Source organism: Kitasatospora sp. NPDC048298, from assembly GCF_043201465.1.
Lineage (GTDB): Bacteria > Actinomycetota > Actinomycetes > Streptomycetales > Streptomycetaceae > Kitasatospora.
Window position 1 is genome coordinate 92,220 of sequence record NZ_JBICYZ010000022.1, and the last position, 20,536, is coordinate 112,755.

Consider the following 20,536-nt stretch of genomic DNA (forward strand, 5'->3'; position numbering starts at 1 on the left):
GCCCTAGGACTTCCCGCCCGTGCCGATGGCGATGCTGCCGTTACGGGTCCGGACGGCCACGGAATGGCCGCTCGCGTCGTCCTTCGCGACGTTCACGGTGACGTCGCCCTTCTTCGCGGCCGTGCGGACCGCGTACGTCGATTCCGGCAGGCCCAGCTCGACGTTGCCGTCCCTGCTCTGCACGTCGACCAGGTCGGGCACGGCGGCCAGGCCCAGGCCGACGTCGCCGTTGCGCGACGTGACGCTGACGGACCGGGCGGAGATCCCGTCGCCCTTGATGCTTCCGTCGCCGCCTTCCAGGGCCAGCCTGGCGCCGTGGAGGTCCGACAGCCGCACGTCGCCGCCGCCGGTCCTGGCCGAGAAGTCGGCGGTGAAGCCGGTGGCCTCGATGCGCCCCTTGCCGCTCTCGGCGGTGACGGCGACGGCGCGCGGCACCTTGACGGTGTACTTCGCGGCGCAGTCCACCGAGATCCCCGTGCAGTCCAGCGAGAGGGTGAGAGTGCCGCCTTCGAGCTGCCAGCCGGACCCCACCGACCCGCCCGCCTTCCTGCCGCTGACCCGTCGTTCCACCTGAACGCCCTCGACGTCGGCGGCCACCAGCGCGAGGTCGGCGGAACCGGACTTGACGGTCAGGCTGCCACCGCCGAAATCGAAGGATTTCGATTCCACGGTCGCGTCGGCCGACGCGCCGTCCGTGGTGCAGGCCGTGGCGGCGAGGCCGAGGAGCGCGGCTCCGCCGAGAGTGAGAAGCGTGCGCGGTGTCAGTTCCATCGAATTCTTCCTTCGCCAACGAACCAGTGGTGTGGATTCCGGTGCCCGGTCACGAGCGCAGCGCCCGGACCGCGACCGTGCGCGACACCCGGGCCGCCTGCAGGACCAGCGCGAGGCAGGTGGTGACCAGCGTCCCGGCGGCGAGCGCCCCGAGCGTGGCCCAGGGAAGGCCCGCCAGGACCCGCAGGACGTCGGTCCGCGCTCCCACGGCGATGGTCAGACTCGACACGGCGACGAACACCGCGCCGAAGACGATCGCCGTCCCCGCGTAGATCGCCCCCTCGTAGACCATCGACCGGGTGACCACGCCCGGCCGCGCACCGGCCACCGTCACGACGGCGCTGTCCCGGGCGCGCTCCCGCCCGACGAGGGCGATCACGGCGAGGCCCCCGACCCAGGACACGACGAAGACCCAGCCCAGCACGACCAGGACGTCGTCCAGCCCGGCGCTGCCTCCGGGCATGACGTCCCCCATCACCATGAAGAGGCCGACGAACGACAGGGAGAGCGCGAAGGGCAGCACCGTGGTGACGCTCCTCGTTGCGCGGGCCCGGCACGACTGCACGGCGAGGTGCCAGGCGACGCCGCGCGAGGGCACCAGCGCCGTCCAGAGCCTCATCAGCGGAGTGAGGACCCACGGCCCCATCAGCAGCAGCAGGCAGACGAGGAAGAGGTTCCCGGCGAACGCGAAGGCCGTGCGCTGCGCGAGTCCGCCCGCGAGTTCGAGGCCCAGGCCGGGGATCCACATCCCGACCACACCGGCGAGCAGGCACAGGGCGAGGACACAGCGGACGACGCCCGGGCGCGCCGGGGCATCGGAGTGGTCCCGGAAGGCGCGCATCTCCGGCGTCCTGGCGGCCCGCCGGGTGACGCCCCAGCCCCCGAGCAGGCACGGAACCATGCCGAACAGCACGCTCACGCCGACGTACCAGAACCGGAACCCGACCGAGGCCCCGTGCAGGTCGAGGCCCGTCCCCTTCCACTGCGCGAGGGCGACATCCGCGACCAGCAGGGCGAGCGGTGCGGCCAGTGCGCCGGCCAGCGCGCCCAGCACCACCAGCTCGGTGCGCAGGATGCGCCTGACCCGGTGGCGCGGAATCCCGAGGATCACCCACAGGGCGTGCTCGCGCCGCTGGGTCGTCAACGTCAGACCGACCGCGGAGGCGACGATGCCCACGGCGGCGAGCACGGTGAAGAAGACGATGTTGCCGCCGAGGGCGATCGACGCGGAGACCATCCGCGCGTCACCCGCCGCCCGCGCCGCCGAGACGGCGCTGAACATCGCGATGGCCGAGCCCGCCGAGCACGCCGCGCCGACCGTGGCGCACAGCAGCGTCCACCACCACATCGACGCCTGCAGGCGGATGTCCGACAGTACGAGCCGGATCACGACTCCTCCCCGCCCGCCTCGTCCGCCGACTGCGCCGCGAGGACGGCGTCGCCCACCGCACGGGAGTCGCCACCGGGGATGACGGCGTGCACCCGCCCGGACCCCATCACCACGACCCGGTCGGCCCGCGCGGCCGCATGGGGGTCGTGCGTGACCATGAGCACCGTGCTCCCCTGCGCGGGCAGCGCCTGCAGCCAGTCGAGCACCACATGACCCGACTTGAGGTCGAGCGCGCCCGTCGGCTCGTCGGCGAAGACGATCCGCGGCTGGTTCGCCACCACCCGGGCCACCGCGACGCGCTGGCGCTCGCCACCGGAGAGGCGGTCGGGGCGCCGCCGCGCGTGCTTGGCGATGCCGAGGCGCGCCATGGCGTCCTCGACCCGCGCCCTGGGCACCCGGCGGCCGGCCAGCCGCGCCGGCAGGGCGATGTTGTCCTCGACGGTCAGCGAGCTGACGAGGTTGTACTCCTGGAAGACGAAGCCGATGTTCTCGCTGCGGAACGCGGCCTGCCTGCGGGGGCTGAGCGAGCGGACGTCCGTCCCGAGGATCTCGACGGACCCCGCGGTCGACTGCTCCAGGCCGGCCGTGCAGAGCAGGAGCGTCGACTTGCCCGAACCGGAGGGGCCGACGACGGCGGTCAGCCGGCCTTCGGCGATGTCCAGGTCGATGTCGTGCAGGACGCGCGTCGTCTCGCCCCGGCGGCCGGGAATGGGGAAGTCCGTCCGAAGACCGCGCAAACGAATGCACGGCACGGAATCGGTAGTGGAGAAAGGCATGAATCAAGGCAACCAGGTCCGGGTGGGGGAGCGCACGGGAGCCTGTACTGGGATTGGAGGTAGACCTGGCTCTACCTCTCGACCGATACGAACTGTGCGAAAATATTGATCATGGCGCAGATTCATGTTGCCCGGAGGCTGCTGACCGAATCCGCCGCCGCGGCCGCCTTTCCGATTCTCCTGATTTCCGTTCTCGCCGCGCCGGTCTCGGTTCCGGTGGTGGCCGAACTGGACCGCTCCAGGGCGCAGTGGTGCGGCGTCCGGACGATGCCCCTGCGACCCGCCGACCGCAGCTGGGCACAGTGGGTGGCCGGCCGGCTGCACGCACGGTCGGTGTGGAGGACCGACCTCCCCGTGTTCGTCACCGCCACGCTCCTGTCCGCGCTGTCGCTGCTGGTGGGATTCTTCGGATTCGTCGGTGCTCTCGCGCTGGTTTTCTCCCCCGTCTTCTGGGGTTTCGGCATCGCCGCGAAAGTCGGCCCGTTCACCCCGGCCTCCCTGTCGGAATCCCTCCTTGCGGTGCCCGCGGGAATCGCCCTCGGCGCGATCACCGCGGGCGCGCTGGCCGGCATCTCCCTGCTCCGCGACCTGCTCCTGCGGGCCTTCTCGGGGAGCCGGAACCCCGACCTGCTCGCGAAACTGGAGGAACTCCGTACCAGCCGGGCCTCGCTGACGGCGGCCTTCGAGAACGAGCGCCGACGCATCGAACGCGACCTGCACGACGGCGCCCAGCAGGAACTCGTCGCCCTCGTCATGCGCCTGGGCATCCTGGAAGCCGCGGCCTCGGCCACGGCGGCCACGGCGGCCACGGCGGCGCCGGCCACCGACCAGGAACGGATCGTCCAGCTGGCCCGCCAGGCCCAGGCCCAGGCGGAGCGCGCGCTCGAACGGCTGAGGGAGACGGTGCGCGACATCCACCCCAGCGAACTGAGCGACCTCGGCCTCATTGCCGCCGTCCGGGAACTGGTGGCGAGATCACCGCTGCGGGTCGAACTGACCGGCACCGGTACGGACACCTGGATCTCCTCGCCGGTCGCCGCGGCCGTGTACTTCACGGTCTCCGAGGCCCTGACGAACATCGCCAAGCACGCGGGCGTCGCAAGCGCCCGGATCGACCTGCGGTGCACCGAGAACGGCGTCCGCGTCCGGGTGCGCGACGACGGCGCCGGCGGCGCGCTGATCAGCACCGGATCCGGGCTCTCCGGGCTGCGCGAGCGCATGCGGAGCGTCGGTGGAAACCTCGAAATCATCAGCCCGCCGGGCGGCGGAACGGAGGTCGTGGCATCCGCCCCGGCCCAACCCCCGTGGTGACGGAAATCGACCGGGAAATCGACGGGGAAAAGCTTGAACAGGGAAAAACGATGGGAAATCGATCGTGAGAATCATCCTGGCGGACGACAGCCTGCTGATACGCGCCGGAATCCGGGAGATCCTGGTCTCCAGTGCCCACGACGTGATCCGCGAATGCGAGGACGCTGACGAACTGGTCGCCGCCGTCGACGAGCTCGCCGCCGCCGGAGCCGCCCCCGACCTGGTGATCACGGACGTCCGCATGCCGCCCGGGAACACCGATGACGGGCTCCGGGCCGCGATCGACATCCGGTCGCGGCACCAGGACCTGCCGGTCCTGGTCCTCTCCGCCTACGTCACGGGCCCGTACGTGCGCGAGCTCCTGAACGGCCCGGGCGCCGACGGGGCCGTCGGCTACCTGCTCAAGGAGAAGGTGGGCCGCGTGGCCGACTTCCTGCGGGTCGTCGAGACGGTCTCCGGCGGCGGAGTGGTGATCGACCCCGAGGTGGTCCGCCACGTCACCCGCGCCGACCCGCCCCGGGGCCCGCTCACCCGGCTCACCGCCCGCGAACAGGAGGTGCTCGCCCTCATGGCCGAAGGCCGCTCCAACGCGGAGATCGCGGCACAGCTGGTCCTCTCGGGCGCCGCCGTGAGCAAACACGTGGCGAACGTCTTCGTGAAACTCGGCATGCCCCCCGGCGAGGACAACCGCAGGGTGAAGGCCATCCTGACCTGGTTCGAATACAACCAGTAGCGCTCTGCCGGGTCGGGGCCGGTCTTGGCCCGGCTGTCGGTCGGTGGCAGATCGGGCATGTTCCCAAAAGATGGGTGGGCCCGGCGGCTGATTCGCCAGGGTCCACCCATCCGCCATTCACCCGTTACAGCTGGACCGGGAACTCGCCCGCCTTGACGGCGTCGAGGAAGTGCTGGAAAGCCGCGGGGGTGAACTCCAGGACGGGGCCGCGCCGATGCTGCTTGGTGTCGCGCACCGGGATGGTGCCGGCCGGGGTCACTCCGACCTCGACGCAGTCACCGCCGTTGTTGGAGTATGAGGACTTGGCCCAGCTGTAGCCGCCCTGGTCGAGAGTGGTGCCGTCGTGCATGGTCATCCTCTCCGTGGTCCCCAACTCGGCTTGTTCGTCAGGGTTGCCTGCAAGTATGACCGTGTCGCTGCGGGGTTGAGCCGCCTGGACATGAGGACCTCGAACTGGTGGTTGCGGCAGGTGAGATTCGCGAGACGGTCCGCGAACGCCAGGTTCTGTTCGGCGTAGACGACTCCATCGCCAGGCAGGTCGCTGAACAAGTAGGCAGCGAAGGAACAGAGCGCGGGCCCGGGCCGTGAACGGTCCGGGCCCGCGGATGCCGGGCCGGGGGCTCAGACCTCGCCGAATTCGCCGGAGCGAACGGCGACGACGAAGTTCGACCAGGCGTCGACAGGGAAGGCCAGGGTGGGGCCCTCGGGGTCCTTCGAGTCACGAACAGGGACGACGCCGGGCGTGCCATCGGATACCTCGATGCACTGCCCGCCGTTGCTGCTGTAGCTGGACTTGAACCAGTCGAGGGTCATATCGCCTCCGTAGCTCGCGGATCATCGCCACCGAGTCCGCCTGCGAAAGGGCATATGTGTTTGTAGCTGATAGTAGGCCGCCAACGCGGCTGTCACTGTGCTGGTGCCCCGCTCCAGCCGGTCCACATGATGCGTCAGACGTCACCGAACTCGCCGGAGCGAACGGCGACGACGAAGTTCGACCAGGCGTCGACCGGGAAAGCCAGGACGGGGCCCTCGGGGTCCTTGGAGTCACGGACGGGAACCTGGCTGGAGGACCCGATCGCCACCTCGACGCATTGTCCCTGCTGGGCGCTGTACGAGCTCTTGCGCCAAGCGACGCTGTATAGGTCAGCCATGTTCAAAACCCTTCCGCACTTCTCGAATGAACTCGATGCTCGCTGCCCGGGACAACGCCTCGACCTGGAGGTGATCGTACTCACTGGCCCACGCGGCCAGTGTCTCCGGATCGCGTTCGAGGAAGCCCCGCTTCTGCGTCTCCCCGTAGCCAACCATGGCCCTGTTTGGCGTGGTCAGCAACGTAATTGGGTGGGCAAACGGCCTGAGTTCGCCCAGTGAGAACGGGCTGACCTGAAGAAGCATGCGAGGTCGAGTCGCAAGCATCTCCAGGTGCTGCAGCTGCTCGACCATGACTTCGCGGCTGCCGATAGCCCGCCGCAACGCCCCTTCGTCTATGACCACATGGATGAGTGGTGCGGGATCGCGTGCGAGGACTCGCTGCCTGTGGAGCAGCAGCTCGGTTCGCTCGTCGGCCTGTTGCTGCGTCGAGGCGCCCCGGCCGACCAGCGCCCCCTGGTACGCGCGGATGTACGCGGGGGTCTGCAGGAGGCTCGGAACGATGTTGATCTCGAACAACCGCATTGCTACAGCCTTCGATTCATCGCGCAGATACTCCTCGAAGCCCTCGAACAGGATGCGCTGGCCTGACTTGCCCCACTCCGCCAGGAACTGCTGACCTGAGCCAAAGGCCCTGTCAAGTTCAGTTGCAATCCGCCGTGTTGCTTTCCTCCGGCCATTTTCAAGGGCAGAGATGTGTGACGACGTGCACCCAACCAGCTCCGCCAGGTGCTCCTGCGTCCAGCCCCGCTGCTCACGCGACGTGCGGAGAAACGCCCCGAACTCGGCAGCAGGGGAGGCCTGGGGGTCAAGTTCACGCTTGTTCAAGGCAATTCGCCCTACCAATCAAACGGTGCAGACAAGTTGAACAGCTCCGAAGTCTAGAGGACAGTGGGCGCGCTGGGTAGCCGCGTCACTACGGATCGGAGTGGCGTCGTGACGCGCAAGCCCCCACCAGGCGCCGAAGGCGCCCACCCGAAGCCGACCGGACCCGTCAAGCCTCGCGCCCCTTTCGCACGCCCCTCCGCCCCCTTCGAGGTACTCCCATGCTCACTGCCCGGCGTCCCCGCATGTTCGTCGCCCGCCTCGACTCCTGCGTCGAATCCACGCCCCTGGCCCGCTACATGCTCCGTGCCTACCTCTCCGGGCTGCCCTCGGGCGAACGGTACGGCGACACCGCCGAACTGCTCCTCGGGGAGCTGTTCGCCAACGCCGTGCAGCACTCGGACGCGCCCGACGACCGGCACATCGAAGTCCGCTTCTCCCTCGTCAGCTCCCGCCTCCGACTCGAAGTCCACGACGCCGGCTCCGGGTGCCCCGCCCTTCACGTGCCGACCCCGGACGACGAGCACGGGCGCGGACTGTTCCTCGTCAACAGGCTCGCCGAACGCTGGGGCTGCACCTCCCTCCCCGGCGGCATCGGCAAGTTCGTCTGGGCCCACATCGCCCCCGCCCCCGCCCCGGCCCTCGTCACCGTCTGAAAGCCCGAGCCCCCATGAACCTCGCCACCCTCGCCCGCCACACCCTCTCCCGCGGCGCGACCCCCGCCGCCACCTACGCCCTGCTCGCCCGCCTCGGCCACCAGCCCCTGCCCGTCGCGCGCGCCGTTTGCCTGGCCCTCGACATCCCCCACGCCGAGACCACCCGCCGCCTGGCCGACTGCCACGACGCCCTCCTCGCCGACCCCCGGCCGAACTCCGAAGCCGACACCGGTGAACTCCTCGAAGCCCTCGGCGTTTTCGACGTCCCGGTCGCCCTCACCCCCACCGAACTCACCGTCGTCGACCTCTTCCTGGTCGCGATCGAGGCCCTGGGCGGGATCCGGCCCGGCCATCAGCACGGCCTGACGCGCTGGTTCACCACCGGCAACCTCACCGCCGCGTACCTCTCCCTCGCCGCCACCCACCCCCTGCCCCGCACCGGCGACCCGGCCCAGTACTGGACCACCCTCACCACCGCCGGCGAACTCCTCACCACCACCCCCAACCCCGACCCCCGCCTCAAGTACGCCCTCACCCACTGCCGCACCCAAGCCACCCGCACCTGAACCCCGCGCACAGGAAGTCGACCCCGCCGACTTCCCGCGCGGCGGGGGTTGGTGGGGCGGTGGCCGGGTGGGGTGGGTTGTGCGGGCTGCTCGCACCTGAACCCCCGCACAGGAAGTCGACTCCGCCGACTTCCTGTGCGGCGGGGGTTGGTGGGGCGGTGGTCGGGTTGCGCGGGCCGCTCCGGCCGAGCGGCCCGCGCCTGAAGGTCTGTGTCGTGCACCGGAAGTCGGCCCTGCCGACTTCCTGTGCAGCGCGGCAGGAGCCGGCCACGCGCTGCCGCCGCGCGTCGGCGCGCAGCGCCCGAGGGGACACGCCGTTGAGCGGACGGCGGCCGAAGCGGCTGCCTGTGTGCGACCACCGGGCCCCGCATGGCCGCCCCGGGCCGGTCGCCGCCCGGGACGGATGGTCCACGGTGGGCACCGGTCCTGCGTGACAGGTTGTGAGAGCCTGGCCCGGTGCTGCACGACGGACCAGATGACCCGACAGCGGCCCGACCGCAGTGGTGGGCCGCGTACCTGACCCGGCACTGCGCGGTCGCCGACACGGAGCGCGAGCTGGTCACGGGGTGGTTCGGCACCGACGTCGCCGAGGCCGACGCCGCCTGGGAGACGGCGATGCTGGAGGGACTGGAGGCGCGTCTGCCGTTCGGGGGCGGGCACACGGTGCTGCTGTACAGCTGCGACCTGCCGACGGACTGGGGAACGGAGTACCTCGTCCTCCACCCCGGCTGGGGCCGGGTGCGGGGCCGTCTCGCCGCCGTCGACACCCGCTTCCCGGAGCCGGAACGCCAGCAGGGGCCGGGCCTGTCCTGGCGGGAGCTGGTCCACCTCGCCGACACGCCGGACCACGCTGCGCCCGGTGTCCACGACCCGTCTGTGCGGCTGCTGCTCCTCCTACCGACGCTCGGCGACGCCCGCCTTCCGCCGGACGCCGCCGAGGTGGTGCGGGCGGCGCTGGTCGCCGTCGGGATTCCGCCACAGAACGCGGCGCGCCTCGCGGCCTTCGTCCTGCGGCACCTGCTCTGGGCACCCGCCCGCTGGAGCGCACCGCAAGGCCGCCGGCGATGGGGCCGGCCCTGGGCGGCGGGGCGCAAGCGCGCCTTCGCCGGGATCCTCCACTGTGATGCCCCGGGAAGCCCGCGCTTCGCCCAGCAGCTCGCCCACGGCATCACACCCGCGCAGAGCAGGCAGCTCGCCCGCGCGCTCGGGACCTGGCAGCCGCAGTGACGGCCGCTCAGCCCACCGGGTAGGCCGGGTGGGCGGCGAGGTTCCGTCTCGGCCGGCTGTACAACCGCATTTCGGTGGCCCTGAACCCACCCGCGCACAGGAAGTCGACCCCGCCGACTTCTCGTGCGCGGTGGCTGATTGGGGTGGGTTGTTCGGGCCGTTCGTGCCTGAAGGCCTGTGGCCCGTACGCGGGAAGTCGACCTCGCCGACTTCCCGCGCGTTCCGGCGGTGGGTTGGGAGAGCGTTGCCTGGGCTTGTGGTGTCCGGGTGGTCGGGCTATCGCGTGGGAAGTCGAGCCTGTCGACTTTCTGTGCGTGGGGGTTGGTTGGGGTTGGGCGGTCCGTGCCTGAGGGCCTGTGTCGTGCGCGCGAGAAGTCGACGCCGCCGACTTCTCGTGCGCGCTGCCTGGGCTTGTGCTGTGCGGGTGGCCGGGCCATGGCGCAGGACGTCGACCGGGCCGACTCCTGTGCGCGGGGGCTGGTTGGGGTGGGGTGTTCGGGGCCGTTGCTCCACGCCGACGGAAACAGCGGTGCGCCGGGGCAACCGGTCCGTCCCCGGGACTGCCCCGGCGGCTCTGGTCTGGGCGCCCCCGGCCCGGTAGGCAGGAGCGAGACGAGCCGAAGGCCGCCATCGGATGGGGAGCGCATGCACGACCGCAGCAGGGCCAGGACGACCGGCGCCGCCACCACCAGCCGCGAACCGGCCCGGCAGCCAACCGGGCCACGGGCGGCGTCCGCAGCGCCCTGGAGCCCCATGGCCCAGCAGGCGGCCGCCGGGAACCGGGCCGTCGTGCAGATGCTGCGCCGGGCCGGCCAGGGGCACGACGAGCTGCCCGAGGTGCAGCGTTCCGCCGTCCACGACGTGCTGCGCGCCCCCGGGCGGCCCCTGGACGAGGCCGTGCGCGCCGACATGGAGGCCCGGTTCGGCGCCGACTTCTCCGACGTGCGGATCCACAGCGGCCCGGCGGCCCGGTCCTCCGCGGCGGAGGTGGGGGCCCTGGCGTACACCTCGGGCAGCCACGTCGTCGTCGGCGCGGGCGGCGCGGACCGGCACACCCTGGCCCATGAGCTCGCGCACGTGATCCAGCAGCGCCGGGGCGCCGTCGCCGGGACCGACAACGGGGCCGGCCTGAAGGTCTCCGACCCCGCGGACCGGTTCGAACGGGAGGCCGAGGCCACCGCGCGGCGCGTCATGGCCGGGCACTCGGACGAAGCGCACGACCACGGCGCCCCCGTACGCGACGCGCGGCCCGGCGAACCGGCCGCCGCCGTGCAGCGGATCGTCAAGATCACGCCCGGCATGTACGCGCGGGGCGTGGGCGCCACCGACGAACAGCCGCTGACCGTGCCCCAGCTCGTGCGGTACCTGGCGATCGCCGTGCAGGACGAGGTGAACCGCGCCCACAAGCTCGACCCCCAGGGCGGGTTCAAGGCGAGGCTCACCGCGATCAGGGAGCGGCTCAAGCCGGCCACCCTCGACGTGCCCGAGGCCCTGCGGCTGACCACCGCGCTCGTCACCGCCGTGAACACCTTCCTGGAGACCCAGCAGGCCTACGTCTCCGACCACAACCCGCCGGACCACGAGGACGGGCCGGGCGCCATGGTGCCGGTGCCGAACGCGGACACCCGGTACGCGACCGAGCCGAACACCGCCGACACCGGCTACTACCACACCTCCCTGTCCGGGAACACGGAGCCGTACTGGGGCAACGACGACACGATGCGGGACAAGACCGCCCGCTCGCTCGGCCCGGTCGTCGCCGGGGGACAGGCCCGGCAGGAGCAGCCCCGGCTGCAGAACCACCCACGGGGCGGGGCGAACCTGCCGCTGAAGAAGCTGACGCTGAGGCAGGCCGTCGAGATGCTGCCGCGCCCGCTGCTCAACCTGATCTTCGACGTGCGCTACCAGCTGGAGGACCCGGACCCCGGGCAGCAGCGGCCGGTGATCGACGAGCGGAGCCCGGCGCAGCAGGCGGTGCGCGACAAGAGCCCCAACCAGCCGGGGACGCTGCGCAGTTGGCACCAGGACGACTACGGCCGGCTGCCCGACAACGGCTTCGACCCGGCGGCCGTGCCCGCGCACGCGGCGCCGCTGCACGCCCACTACGGCGCCAACTCGCAGTCCGGCGCGGGCTCCTCGGTCCAGAACGCGGCCACGGCCCCGCGCGGCTTCGCCGAGTACACCGGTACGGGCAGCGACTGGGAGCACAACGTCAAGGTGGTGCTGGACTACGTCAACAAGCGCGTCTACCTCACCCTGACGCACTACCAGTACTGGGCGCTGATCCCGCCCGAGAACGCCGGCGGGCCGTACCGGTTCTGGCAGGGGCCTGGCCAGAACCTGCAGGCCGCCCAGGGGGATCTGGCCAAGGAGCCGGACGGTGCGCGGGGGATCATGATGAGCCCCTGGCTGGAGATCACCTTCGCCTGAACAGGCCCCCGGCACGCACCGAGGCCCCCGGCACGCACCGAGGCCCCCGGCGCGCGCCGGGGGCCCTGCGGTGCGTGCCAGGGCTATCCGCGCCCGGTGGCGCGGGTGCGGCGGGTGAGGGAGTCGAGGACGACGGCGGCGAGCAGGACGGCGCCGGTGATCATGTACTGGATGGCCTGGGCGGCGTGGACCATGTCCAGGCCGGTGGTGATGGACTGGATGACGAGGATGCCCAGCAGCGCGGACCAGGTCTTGCCGCGCCCGCCGAAGAGGCTGGTGCCGCCGATGACGGCCGCGGCGATCGCGCTCATCAGCACGTTGCCGCTGCCCAGTTGCTTGTCGGCGGAGCCCTGCTGGGAGGCGTAGAACAGGCCGCCCAGGCCGGCCAGGAAGGCGGAGAGCACGAAGACGGAGATCCGCACCCGGGCGACGTTGACGCCCGCGCGCCGGGCCGCCTCGACGCCGCCGCCCACCGCGAAGACCTGCCGGCCGTAGCGGGTGCGGCGCAGCACGAAGTCGGTGGCGAGGACGGCGCCGAGCAGGACGACCAGGGACAGCGGCAGGCCGCGGTCCTGGTTGAGGGCGTAGGCGGTGGCCAGGCACAGCACCGCCAGCGCCCCGGCGCGGATGGCGCTGTCGGCGGCGGGGGCCGCGGTGAGGCCGGCGGCGCGGCGGCGGCGGGCGGTGCGCAGGCGGGCGGCCAGGTAGAGGGCGGGGGCGAGGATCGCCAGGGCCCAGGCGTAGGCGATGTCGCCGTCGCCGAGGAAGGTGCTGTCCAGGCTCGCGACGATGCCGTCGTGGTGGTTGTTGACGGTGCCGCCGTCGCCGAGGACGTACTCCTGCAGGCCGCTCCAGGCGAGCATCCCGGCGAGGGTGACGACGAAGGCGGGCACGCCGACGCGGGCGAAGAACAGGCCGTGCAGCAGCCCCATGACGCAGGCCGCGCCGAGGGCGGCGAGGATGGCCACCCACTCGCTCCAGCCCTGACGCACCGTCAGGACCGCGGCGGCGGCGGCGCTCGCGCCGGCGACCGAGCCGAGGGAGAGGTCGATCTCGCCGAGGATCAGCACGAAGACGACGCCGACGGCGATCAGTCCGGGGCCGGCGATGAAGCGGGTGATGTTGGTGAGGTTGTCGGCCTGCAGGAAGTGGTGGGTGACGGACTGGAAGACGACGGCGATGACGACCAGGCCGACGACGACGGGCAGCGAGCCGAGCTCGCCGGAGGCCAGGCGCCGACGGGCGGCCTGCAGTTGGCCGGCCAGGCCCGGCGCGGTCTGCTGCAGCCGCGGGTCGGCGGCGGCAGTGGCGGGGGCGGTGGGACCGGCGGGACCGGCGGTGGGGCTGGCGGGTGCGTCGGGGGCGCTCACAGGGCCTCGGCCTCCTCGGTGTGCTCGGTGGTGCGGCGGGCCCGGCGGGCGTGGGCGTTGTCGGTGGCGCCGGTGATCGCGGCGACGATCTGCTCCTGGGTGGTGCCCGCCACCGGGAAGACGCCGTTGTTGCGGCCCAGGCGCAGCACGGCGACGGTGTCGGCCACCGCCCGTACGTCGGCCATGTTGTGGCTGACCAGCACGACGGCCAGGCCCCGCTCGCGCAGCCGCTCCACCAGGTCGAGGACCTGGGCGGTCTGCTCGACGCCGAGGGCCGCGGTGGGCTCGTCCAGGACGACCAGGGCCGGCTCGCCGACCAGGGCACGGGCGATGGCCACCACCTGCCGCTGCCCGCCGGACAGCGCGGCCACGGGGGTGCGCACGTCGGGGATGCGGATGGCGAGGGTGTCCAGCAGCCGGCGGGCCTGCTGCTCCATGGCGACCTCGTCGAGCAGGCCGCGGCGGCGCTTCTCGCGGCCGAGGAAGAGGTTGGCGATGACGTCGAGGTTGTCGCACAGGGCGAGGTCCTGGTAGACGGTCGCGATGCCGAGGGCGGTGGCGTCCTGGGGTCTGGCCAGGCGTACCGCCTCGCCGTGCCAGGCGAGGGTGCCCTCGTCCACGGGGTGGACGCCGGCGATGGTCTTGACGAGGGTGGACTTGCCGGCGCCGTTGTCGCCGACGAGGGCGAGCACCTCGCCGGCGTGGACGGCGAGGTCGACGTCGGTGAGGGCCTGGACGGCGCCGAAGCGCTTGGAGACCGAGCGCAGCTGCAGGACGGGTACGCCTGTCACGGGAACAACCACCTTGGGGGAGCGGCGACTTGATCGGCTGCTGGAGCGGCCGCTTGAAGGGATGCCTCAGCGGCTGCCAGGGCGGGCTGCCTGGGCGGCTACTTGAGGCCGGCCGCGGCGCACGCGGCGGCGTAGTCGGCGGTGCAGACGTCGGAGGCCTTGTAGAGGCCGTCGGCCAGGACGGTGGCGGCGATGTTGTCCTTGGTGACGACCTTGGCGTCCAGCAGCTTGGCCGGGATGTTCTTGTCGGTGCCGCTGTCGACGCTCGCGGTGGCGACGGCCTTGACGTCCTTACCCTGCAGCAGGGCCACGGCCAGTTCGGCGGCGGTCTCGGCGAGCGGGCGGTAGGCCTTGTAGATGGTGTACGCCTGGTCGCCGTTGACGATGCGCTGGATCGCGTCCAGGCCGGCGTCCTGGCCGCCGACGGGGACCTTGATGCCGGCGCCCTTGAGCTGGGTGATGATGGCCGCGGCCATGCCGTCGTTGGCGGAGTAGACGCCCTGGAAGCCGTTCTTGCCGAACTCGGTGACGGCGGCGGAGATCTTCTGCCCGGCGATGGTGGCGTCCCACTGCCCGGACTGCTCGTAGACGACCTTCTTGATCTTGCCGTCGAGGACCTTGTGCGCGCCGGACTTGAACTGCGCGGAGTTCGGGTCGGCCTCGTCGCCGTCGATCATGACGATGTTCGCCTCGGCGGCCTGCGCGCCGAGCGCGTCCAGCAGGGCCTGGCCCTGGAGTTCGCCGACCTTCTCGTTGTCGAAGGAGGTGTACGCGGCGACCGGCCCGCTCGCGAGGCGGTCGTAGGCGACGACCTTGACGCCCTTGGCGGCGGCCTCCTGCACCCAGCCCTGGGTGGACTCGGCGTTGTACGGGTCCAGGATGATCACCTTGACGCCCTGGGTGAGCAGGGTGTCGAACTGCTGCTTCTGCTTGGCGGCGCTGCCCTCGGCGTTGTTGTACAGCACCTTGCACTGCGCGCACAGGGACTTGACCTTGGCCTCGATGAACGGGCGGTCGAAGGACTCGTAGCGCACCGAGGAGGCGTTCTCGGGCAGCAGCAGGCCGATGGCGTTCGGGTCGCCGGCGGAGGTGGACTCGCTCTTGGCGCCGCCGGCCTTGCCGCAGGCGGCGGTCATGGACAGGGTCAGCGCGAGGCCCACGGCGGAGACGAGGGCGCGACGCAGGACGGCGTTCATACGGTTGGCCTCTCCCTGGGGTCGCCGCGGCGTTGCGGCGGGGTGGGGGGAGTCAACCCTGGACGCGTACATGACGTCAATAAGTAAAACCAGCCTCCCGGGAATCCACCACTATTCGTTATCTTCGTGAACACGCCTCGGCAACCGGGCGGCAAGCGGCACGGCATGACGGAGCGCCCGCCGCTCCCCTCGTGCGGCGGGCACCCCGACCCTGCGACCCGACGAAACGTCAGGGCCGGTCGAGCGTGATCGAGTTGATCGGACCCAGGTCGTAGTACACGCCCTTGCCCGCCGGGATGTCGTAGACGCAGTCGCCGCCGCCCGAACCGCGGCACAGGTGGGCGTGCGCCCCGCCGGTCTGGTTGTTGAGCACCCAGTGGTTGCCGTACTGGCCGCTCAGGTTGTGCGCGCCGTAGCTCCAGTAGACGTCGCTGGGCGAGGACGCCGGGTCCTGGTTCTGCGGGTAGACGCAGACCGCCCCGGACGGGCAGCCCGCCCAGGAACCGTCCGCGGCGCCGGCGCCGCCGACCCCCGTCGTGGTCAGGGCGGCGACGGCCACGGCCAGGACGGCGACGGCACGGGTGATCCTGCGCATGGTGGTTCTCCCTTGACTGGTACGAGGACGGACGATCCGCCCCTCCACTGCCCGCCAGCCTAGGAATCCGGTGCCCGCAGCGGTCCCTGACATCCGACAGGGGCGCGCCTGCTTGCCCGACGGCACAGCAGGCGCGCCCCCGGTACGTCGCCCAGTCGTCCACCGGCTCACCGGCGTTGTACGCGTCCTTCACGTCCTCCTCGTTGAAGTACGCCGTCAGCGACGGGTGCGCACCCCGAGGTCCAGGCGCGCGTCACCCTCGGGTGAGCGCAGGTTCGGTCCGCTGAGGTGGTGCGACAAGACGGCCTCCGGATGTCGAGTGCTTCGCGCGTGCTCCGTGCGCGTCCGCGTGGACCCCCGCCCCCCACCGGCCATTGCTAACACGCCCGCCCGCCCCCGGCCCGCCCCGCTGCGCCACCCGGGCGAGGACGGCACGGCGGGGCACGGGGCCGGGGGCGGGCGGGCTTCGACGGGCCCAGGCGGGCGTCAGGAGGCCCGCGGTGCCTGCGGCCCCAGCAGCACCGGCAACGCGCGGTGCCCGTTGGAGATCAGCGAGTCGACTGGCTCCAGCCGCGCCCCGGGAGCGAGGGCGACGTCCGGGAAGCGCTCGAACAGCCGGCGCAGCGCCGTGCGCCCCTCCAGACGGGCCAGCGGCGCGCCGAGGCAGAAGTGCACGCCGTGCCCGAACGCGAGATGGTCCTTGGCCGGCCGCGTGACGTCGAAGTCGGCGCCGCTGTCGCCGTAGCGCGCCGGGTGGCGCCCGGCGGCCGCGTAGGCGGCGAGGATCGCCTCGCCCTTGCGCACCGTCACCCCGCCGGGCAGCTCGACGTCCTCCACCGCGTAGCGCATCGGCAGGTGCGCCACCGGCGCGTCGCGGCGCAGCGCCTCCTCGACCACGTCGTCCCAGCCGGCCTTGCCCGCGCGTACCAGGGCGAGCTGGTCGGGGTGGGTGAGCAGGTCCGTGATGCCGTTGTCGATCAGGTTCACGGTGGTCTCGTAGCCGGCCGAGACGATCAGGAGCAGGGTGTCGCGCAGCTCCTCCTCGCTCAGCGCGCCGGCGGCGCCGTCGCTCTCGGCGTCGCGGGCGGCGATCAGCGCCGAGGTCATGTCCTCGCCCGGCTCACGGCGCTTGGCGGCGATCAGCTCCTCCAGCAGGGCCAGGAACGCGGTGACGGTGGCCGCCGACTCCTCGGGGGACAGGACGGTGGAGAACACCTTGTCGACCATGCTCCGGAAGGTGCCGGTGATCTCGTCGGGCAGGCCCAGCAGCCGGGAGATGACCTGGATCGGCAGCGGGTAGGCCAGGCGGTCGCGCAGGTCCACCACCTCGCCGGGGGCGGCCGCGGCCAGGCCGTCCAGCAGGGCGTCGGTCAGCTCCTCGACACCGGCGGTCATGGTCGCCACCTGGCGGGCGGTGAAGGCGCCGCCCACCAGCCGGCGCAGCCGCCGGTGGTCGGCGCCGTGCGCGTTGAACATGTTGTGCGCGCTCACCCAGATCGCCAGCGGCCAGGTCCGCACCACCTCGGCGAACTCCGGCCAGTGCTGCGAGCCGTCCTTGGAGATGCGCGGGTCCTTCGTCAGCTCCTCCAGCAGCTCCGGGTCGGACACCGACCAGGCCCGCACACCCAGGATGTCCACGGGCGTGGCCGACCCGCGCGCGGACAGCTCGGCGCTCTCGGCGTCGCGGGCGCGGCCGGTCGGGTCCAGTACGAGACGCTCCACGGGCTCCTGCTGCGACACGGGTTCCTCCACTCGACACGGCGACGGCGGTGCGCGGCCGTACGCCGCGCACCGGGAGACGAGGATGCTCGCCCGCGCCGGGCCGCGTCGAGAGGGCGTGCCCCGCCCGGCTCGCGCCCGGCTCACACCCGCAGGCCGTCCGCCTCCCGGACCCGCCCCGCCCGGCTCACACCCGCAGGCCGTCCGCCTCCCGGACGCGCGGCGGCAGCGCCACCGCGACCGTGGCGCGCTCGAACAGGGCGCCGCTGCGGCTGCCGGCCACCGTACGCACCCAACGCCAGCCCCGTGCACGGTAGTAGGCGTGCAGGGCCGCGTTGTCGCTCCACACGTTCACCCGCAGCAGCCCGGCACCCGCCCGCGCGGCCCGCCAGGCCGCCCAGTCACCCAGCCGGGCGCCGATGCCCTGCCCGGCGTACCGGCGGTCCACCGTGAAGGAACTCAAGTAGCGCGCCGGAAGGGCCAGTTCCTCCCCACTCCACAGCCGCGGACTGCCGGTGGGCCGCAGCGTCACGGTCGCGACCGCCTCGCCCCGCGGCGCCAGCGCGGCGACCACCGTCGCACCCCGGGCGATCAGCGCCAGCCCGCGCTGCGGGTCGTACGGGGACGACCACTGGGCCGAGCCGTGCTCCAGCGCGATCCACGCGGCCGCCTCCGCCCGCAGCGCCGCCAACCGGGGCAGGTCGGCGGCCACCGCCAGGCGGACGTACAGCGCCACCGGCGCCGTCAGCACGGCACCGCGGACGGCACCGCGCACGACAGCGGCCCCTCGACGGGCTCGAACGTGAAGCCCGCCCGCAGGGCCTCCACCAGCCGCCGCCCCTGCTCGGTGAGTACGGTGCCGTCCGCGGTGGTCAGCGAGTACCGGGCGACGATCCGGCCCAGCGGCACCCCCGGATGCAACACCGTTCCCGGGACGGGAAGTTGCAGCAGCACACAGTCATCCGGACCGCACTCCAACAGCCCGAACCCGGCCCCGCAGTACTGCAGCAGCCCGTCCTTGAGCCGGTGCAGCCCGCCGCCCGGCGCACCCGCCACCCGCACCGGGCCCCCGGTGTGCCGCACCACCAGCTGCACCGCGCCGGCCGCATCCGTGCGCGGCTCGCCGCCGGTGGCGTGGCCGTACAGCTCCAGCACGTGACGCAGCGCCGACGGCAACGCGTCCTCCGCCAGCTCCAGCTCGCCCAGCAGCCAGGTCGAGCCCTGCATCCGGCAGTTGAGCTCCAGCAGCAGCGCCTCCTCACCCGCCAGGACGAAGTCCGCACCGAACAGCCCCCGGTAGCCGAGCGCCGCCAGCGACTCCCCGACACGCCGGGCCGCCACACCGGCCCGCGACAGCGCCCGCGCCGGCAGCAGCGCGGGCGCCGCGAAATCGCAGCCGGAGTACGTCCCGAACGGCGCGCCGACCCCCTCGACCCGGGTCAACTGGACGGACGGGCGCAGCACCCGCACCGTGCCGTCCGCCGACACCAGGACGTGCACGTTGACCGCCGCGCCCTCCACGTAACCGCTCACCAGCCAGGGCCCGCCGCCGACTTGGCGGATCGGAGCCAGGTCCGCCTCCTCGGCGACCAGGTGGGTGCCCTTGCCGCTGGAACCGAGCGGCGTCTGCACCACGTAGCGCTCGCCGAAACGCCGGCGCAGCTCCCGGTGGTCGAGCACCGGGACCACCGCGTCCCGCGGCGTCAGCACCCCCACCGACCGCAGCCACGCGCGCTGCGCCCGCTTGTCGCCCAGGACCGGCAGCGCCGGCTGCACCGGCGGCTCCGCCAGGCGGGCGCCAAGCGCGTCAAGTGCCGTGCGCCACTCGGGTTTCATCGCCGTGTAGGGCAGCAGCGCCAGCTCCCGGCCCCGCCAGCCGACGCCCGCACCGGGGTCCCTGCCGCCGTCCGTTCCGCTGTCCGTTCCGCCGTGCGTACGGTCGCCCTCGGCGATCCGGCGCAGCACCTCGTGGACGCCCGCCCCCAGCGAGGTGTGGTCGCGCACCGCGCGGTACGGCTCCAGCGCGTGGAACCGCGCCCCGAACTCGCCCGCCCAGCCCGCGTCCGCGCCCTCCACGGTCAGTACCTCGGACAGGCAGCCGGTGCGCAGCAGGGGCAGCAGGAACAGGGGGCGGGCGCAGCACGACAGCCCGGGCACGGCCCGCAGACGGGCCGCCGCTTCGTCACAGGATGTGATCACCACGCGATTATGGGGAGCCCGCGACCGGCCCCGCCGCCGCCCCGGCCCCCGCCCCGCCCGCCACGAGGCACGCCCCGCCCCCACGCTCACCCGTACGAAGGAACGACCGAGCAGCGCCCCGCGTTGACGGCCCGCCGGGGCCGCTGTCGGAGGCCCGCAGTACCGTGCACGAATGAACGACCGTACCGACCGGGCCGCCCGCACCGACCAGGCCACTCGCACCACCCACACCACCCACACCGCCGTCCCGACCTGGCGGGTCACCGAGACCGCCGGCCTGGAGACCTCCTGGATCGACCTCCGCCCCACCACCCTCACCGCCCACGGCCGCGCCGCCGCCGCCGAACCCGCCCCCTACTGGCTCGACTACCGACTCGAGACCGGCGAAGGCTTCACCACCCGCCGCATGCACGTCACCGCCCGCACCCCCGAGACCACCCGCACCCTCGACCTGCACCGCGACGAGGCCACCGGCCGCTGGAGCGTCGACGGCACCCCGCGCCCCGACCTCGACGGCGCCCTCGACTGCGACCTCGGCCTGTCCCCGCTCACCAACACCCCGCCCGTCCTGCGCCACGCCCTCCACCAGGGCCCCGGCGAGCACCACTTCCTGATGGCCTGGATCCGCGTACCTGACCTGGTCGTCGTGCCCTCCCGCCAGACGTACACCCACCTGCGCCGCCACCCCGACGGTGGCGCCACCGTCCGCTACGCCGCCGGCGACTACCGGGCGGAGCTGCTGCTGGACGCGGACGGCCTGGTCGCCGACTACCCGGGCCTGGCCCACCGCCTGGCCTGATACGACGCCCGCCGCCCGGGCCCTCTTCCCTGG

Annotated in this window: 21 protein-coding genes; 7 read left to right on the forward strand and 14 right to left on the reverse strand. The window is 72.7% G+C overall.

Translation table 11 applies throughout. The annotated features are described in order from the left end of the window. Positions 1-3: 3 nt before the first annotated feature. Genes ACGF0D_RS18485 through ACGF0D_RS18495 form a run of 3 tightly spaced genes read right to left on the reverse strand, consistent with a single transcriptional unit; the run spans position 4 to position 2,898 of the window. Entirely contained in the window at positions 4-771 is a 768-nt protein-coding gene (locus ACGF0D_RS18485) for a DUF4097 family beta strand repeat-containing protein (RefSeq protein WP_392917410.1), read from the reverse strand. Between the two features lie 49 nt (positions 772-820). Further along, entirely contained in the window at positions 821-2,161 is a 1,341-nt protein-coding gene (locus ACGF0D_RS18490; protein WP_392917413.1) for an FtsX-like permease family protein, read from the reverse strand. Then, a complete protein-coding gene (locus ACGF0D_RS18495) occupies positions 2,158-2,898 on the reverse strand; it encodes an ABC transporter ATP-binding protein (protein ID WP_392879221.1) in 741 nt (246 codons plus the stop codon). Before ACGF0D_RS18495 ends, ACGF0D_RS18490 begins: the two co-directional genes overlap by 4 nt. A 150-nt stretch (positions 2,899-3,048) precedes the next feature. Here ACGF0D_RS18495 and ACGF0D_RS18500 point away from each other — a divergent pair, with 150 nt between their 5' ends. Continuing rightward, positions 3,049-4,248, forward strand: a complete 1,200-nt coding sequence (locus tag ACGF0D_RS18500) for a sensor histidine kinase (protein ID WP_392917416.1) — start codon at positions 3,049-3,051, stop codon at positions 4,246-4,248. Positions 4,249-4,309: 61 nt separating this feature from the next. Next, positions 4,310-4,981: a response regulator gene (locus tag ACGF0D_RS18505; protein WP_392879674.1), complete on the forward strand. Its 672-nt coding sequence runs from the start codon at positions 4,310-4,312 to the stop codon at positions 4,979-4,981. Between the two features lie 124 nt (positions 4,982-5,105). Here ACGF0D_RS18505 and ACGF0D_RS18510 read toward each other — a convergent pair whose 3' ends face one another. From ACGF0D_RS18510 to ACGF0D_RS18525, 4 genes are all read right to left on the reverse strand, one after another. Continuing rightward, on the reverse strand, positions 5,106-5,336 hold the full coding sequence (locus ACGF0D_RS18510) for a DUF397 domain-containing protein (protein ID WP_392917419.1): 231 nt from the start codon (positions 5,334-5,336) through the stop codon (positions 5,106-5,108). Positions 5,337-5,602: 266 nt separating this feature from the next. Then, positions 5,603-5,794, reverse strand: coding sequence for a DUF397 domain-containing protein (locus tag ACGF0D_RS18515; protein WP_392917422.1), 192 nt, complete (start codon positions 5,792-5,794; stop codon positions 5,603-5,605). Between the two features lie 134 nt (positions 5,795-5,928). Beyond that, positions 5,929-6,132, reverse strand: a complete 204-nt coding sequence (locus tag ACGF0D_RS18520; protein WP_392917425.1) for a DUF397 domain-containing protein — start codon at positions 6,130-6,132, stop codon at positions 5,929-5,931. After that, the gene (locus tag ACGF0D_RS18525) at positions 6,125-6,958 is read right to left on the reverse strand and encodes a Scr1 family TA system antitoxin-like transcriptional regulator (protein ID WP_392917428.1); all 834 of its coding nucleotides are present in this window, start codon (positions 6,956-6,958) and stop codon (positions 6,125-6,127) included. The genes ACGF0D_RS18520 and ACGF0D_RS18525 overlap by 8 nt, the downstream gene beginning before the upstream one ends. Positions 6,959-7,176: 218 nt before the next feature. Here ACGF0D_RS18525 and ACGF0D_RS18530 point away from each other — a divergent pair, with 218 nt between their 5' ends. The 4 genes from ACGF0D_RS18530 to ACGF0D_RS18545 all read left to right on the forward strand — a co-directional run bounded on the left by ACGF0D_RS18530 (position 7,177) and on the right by ACGF0D_RS18545 (position 11,834). Beyond that, entirely contained in the window at positions 7,177-7,611 is a 435-nt protein-coding gene (locus ACGF0D_RS18530) for an ATP-binding protein (RefSeq protein WP_392917431.1), read from the forward strand. Between the two features lie 14 nt (positions 7,612-7,625). Next, entirely contained in the window at positions 7,626-8,177 is a 552-nt protein-coding gene (locus ACGF0D_RS18535) for a hypothetical protein (RefSeq protein ID WP_392917433.1), read from the forward strand. 456 nt (positions 8,178-8,633) lie between these two features. Then, entirely contained in the window at positions 8,634-9,404 is a 771-nt protein-coding gene (locus ACGF0D_RS18540) for a hypothetical protein (RefSeq protein WP_392917436.1), read from the forward strand. A gap of 753 nt (positions 9,405-10,157) precedes the next feature. Then, positions 10,158-11,834, forward strand: a complete 1,677-nt coding sequence (locus tag ACGF0D_RS18545) for a DUF4157 domain-containing protein (RefSeq protein WP_392917439.1) — start codon at positions 10,158-10,160, stop codon at positions 11,832-11,834. Between the two features lie 83 nt (positions 11,835-11,917). Here ACGF0D_RS18545 and ACGF0D_RS18550 read toward each other — a convergent pair whose 3' ends face one another. From ACGF0D_RS18550 to ACGF0D_RS18580, 7 genes are all read right to left on the reverse strand, one after another. Further along, positions 11,918-13,204 carry a sugar ABC transporter permease gene (locus tag ACGF0D_RS18550; protein WP_392917442.1) on the reverse strand — a complete coding sequence of 429 codons (1,287 nt, stop codon included), beginning with the start codon at positions 13,202-13,204 and terminating at the stop codon, positions 11,918-11,920. Beyond that, positions 13,201-13,995, reverse strand: coding sequence for an ATP-binding cassette domain-containing protein (locus ACGF0D_RS18555; protein ID WP_392917445.1), 795 nt, complete (start codon positions 13,993-13,995; stop codon positions 13,201-13,203). Before ACGF0D_RS18555 ends, ACGF0D_RS18550 begins: the two co-directional genes overlap by 4 nt. A 98-nt stretch (positions 13,996-14,093) precedes the next feature. Next, positions 14,094-15,191: a sugar ABC transporter substrate-binding protein gene (locus tag ACGF0D_RS18560; RefSeq protein WP_392917448.1), complete on the reverse strand. Its 1,098-nt coding sequence runs from the start codon at positions 15,189-15,191 to the stop codon at positions 14,094-14,096. A gap of 229 nt (positions 15,192-15,420) precedes the next feature. Continuing rightward, positions 15,421-15,786, reverse strand: coding sequence for a hypothetical protein (locus ACGF0D_RS18565; protein ID WP_392917451.1), 366 nt, complete (start codon positions 15,784-15,786; stop codon positions 15,421-15,423). Positions 15,787-16,272: 486 nt separating this feature from the next. Continuing rightward, on the reverse strand, positions 16,273-17,526 hold the full coding sequence (locus ACGF0D_RS18570) for a cytochrome P450 (protein WP_392917453.1): 1,254 nt from the start codon (positions 17,524-17,526) through the stop codon (positions 16,273-16,275). A gap of 166 nt (positions 17,527-17,692) precedes the next feature. After that, the gene (locus tag ACGF0D_RS18575) at positions 17,693-18,280 is read right to left on the reverse strand and encodes a GNAT family N-acetyltransferase (RefSeq protein WP_392917456.1); all 588 of its coding nucleotides are present in this window, start codon (positions 18,278-18,280) and stop codon (positions 17,693-17,695) included. Then, positions 18,250-19,704, reverse strand: a complete 1,455-nt coding sequence (locus tag ACGF0D_RS18580) for an ATP-grasp domain-containing protein (protein ID WP_392917458.1) — start codon at positions 19,702-19,704, stop codon at positions 18,250-18,252. Before ACGF0D_RS18580 ends, ACGF0D_RS18575 begins: the two co-directional genes overlap by 31 nt. 172 nt (positions 19,705-19,876) lie before the next feature. Between ACGF0D_RS18580 and ACGF0D_RS18585 the strand changes: the two genes are divergently transcribed. Beyond that, positions 19,877-20,503 (forward strand): putative glycolipid-binding domain-containing protein, encoded by a 627-nt coding sequence (locus tag ACGF0D_RS18585; RefSeq protein ID WP_392917461.1) that lies wholly within the window; start codon positions 19,877-19,879, stop codon positions 20,501-20,503. Positions 20,504-20,536: the final 33 nt, after the last annotated feature.

Coding starts and splice junctions, on each gene's coding strand:
- ACGF0D_RS18485 (WP_392917410.1), bottom strand. CDS start 771: ATGGAACTGACACCGCGCACGCTTCTCACTCTCGGCGGAGCCGCGCTC.
- ACGF0D_RS18500 (WP_392917416.1), top strand. CDS start 3,049: ATGGCGCAGATTCATGTTGCCCGGAGGCTGCTGACCGAATCCGCCGCC.
- ACGF0D_RS18510 (WP_392917419.1), bottom strand. CDS start 5,336: ATGACCATGCACGACGGCACCACTCTCGACCAGGGCGGCTACAGCTGG.
- ACGF0D_RS18515 (WP_392917422.1), bottom strand. CDS start 5,794: ATGACCCTCGACTGGTTCAAGTCCAGCTACAGCAGCAACGGCGGGCAG.
- ACGF0D_RS18520 (WP_392917425.1), bottom strand. CDS start 6,132: ATGGCTGACCTATACAGCGTCGCTTGGCGCAAGAGCTCGTACAGCGCC.
- ACGF0D_RS18530 (WP_392917431.1), top strand. CDS start 7,177: ATGCTCACTGCCCGGCGTCCCCGCATGTTCGTCGCCCGCCTCGACTCC.
- ACGF0D_RS18535 (WP_392917433.1), top strand. CDS start 7,626: ATGAACCTCGCCACCCTCGCCCGCCACACCCTCTCCCGCGGCGCGACC.
- ACGF0D_RS18545 (WP_392917439.1), top strand. CDS start 10,158: ATGGCCCAGCAGGCGGCCGCCGGGAACCGGGCCGTCGTGCAGATGCTG.
- ACGF0D_RS18560 (WP_392917448.1), bottom strand. CDS start 15,191: ATGAACGCCGTCCTGCGTCGCGCCCTCGTCTCCGCCGTGGGCCTCGCG.
- ACGF0D_RS18565 (WP_392917451.1), bottom strand. CDS start 15,786: ATGCGCAGGATCACCCGTGCCGTCGCCGTCCTGGCCGTGGCCGTCGCC.
- ACGF0D_RS18585 (WP_392917461.1), top strand. CDS start 19,877: ATGAACGACCGTACCGACCGGGCCGCCCGCACCGACCAGGCCACTCGC.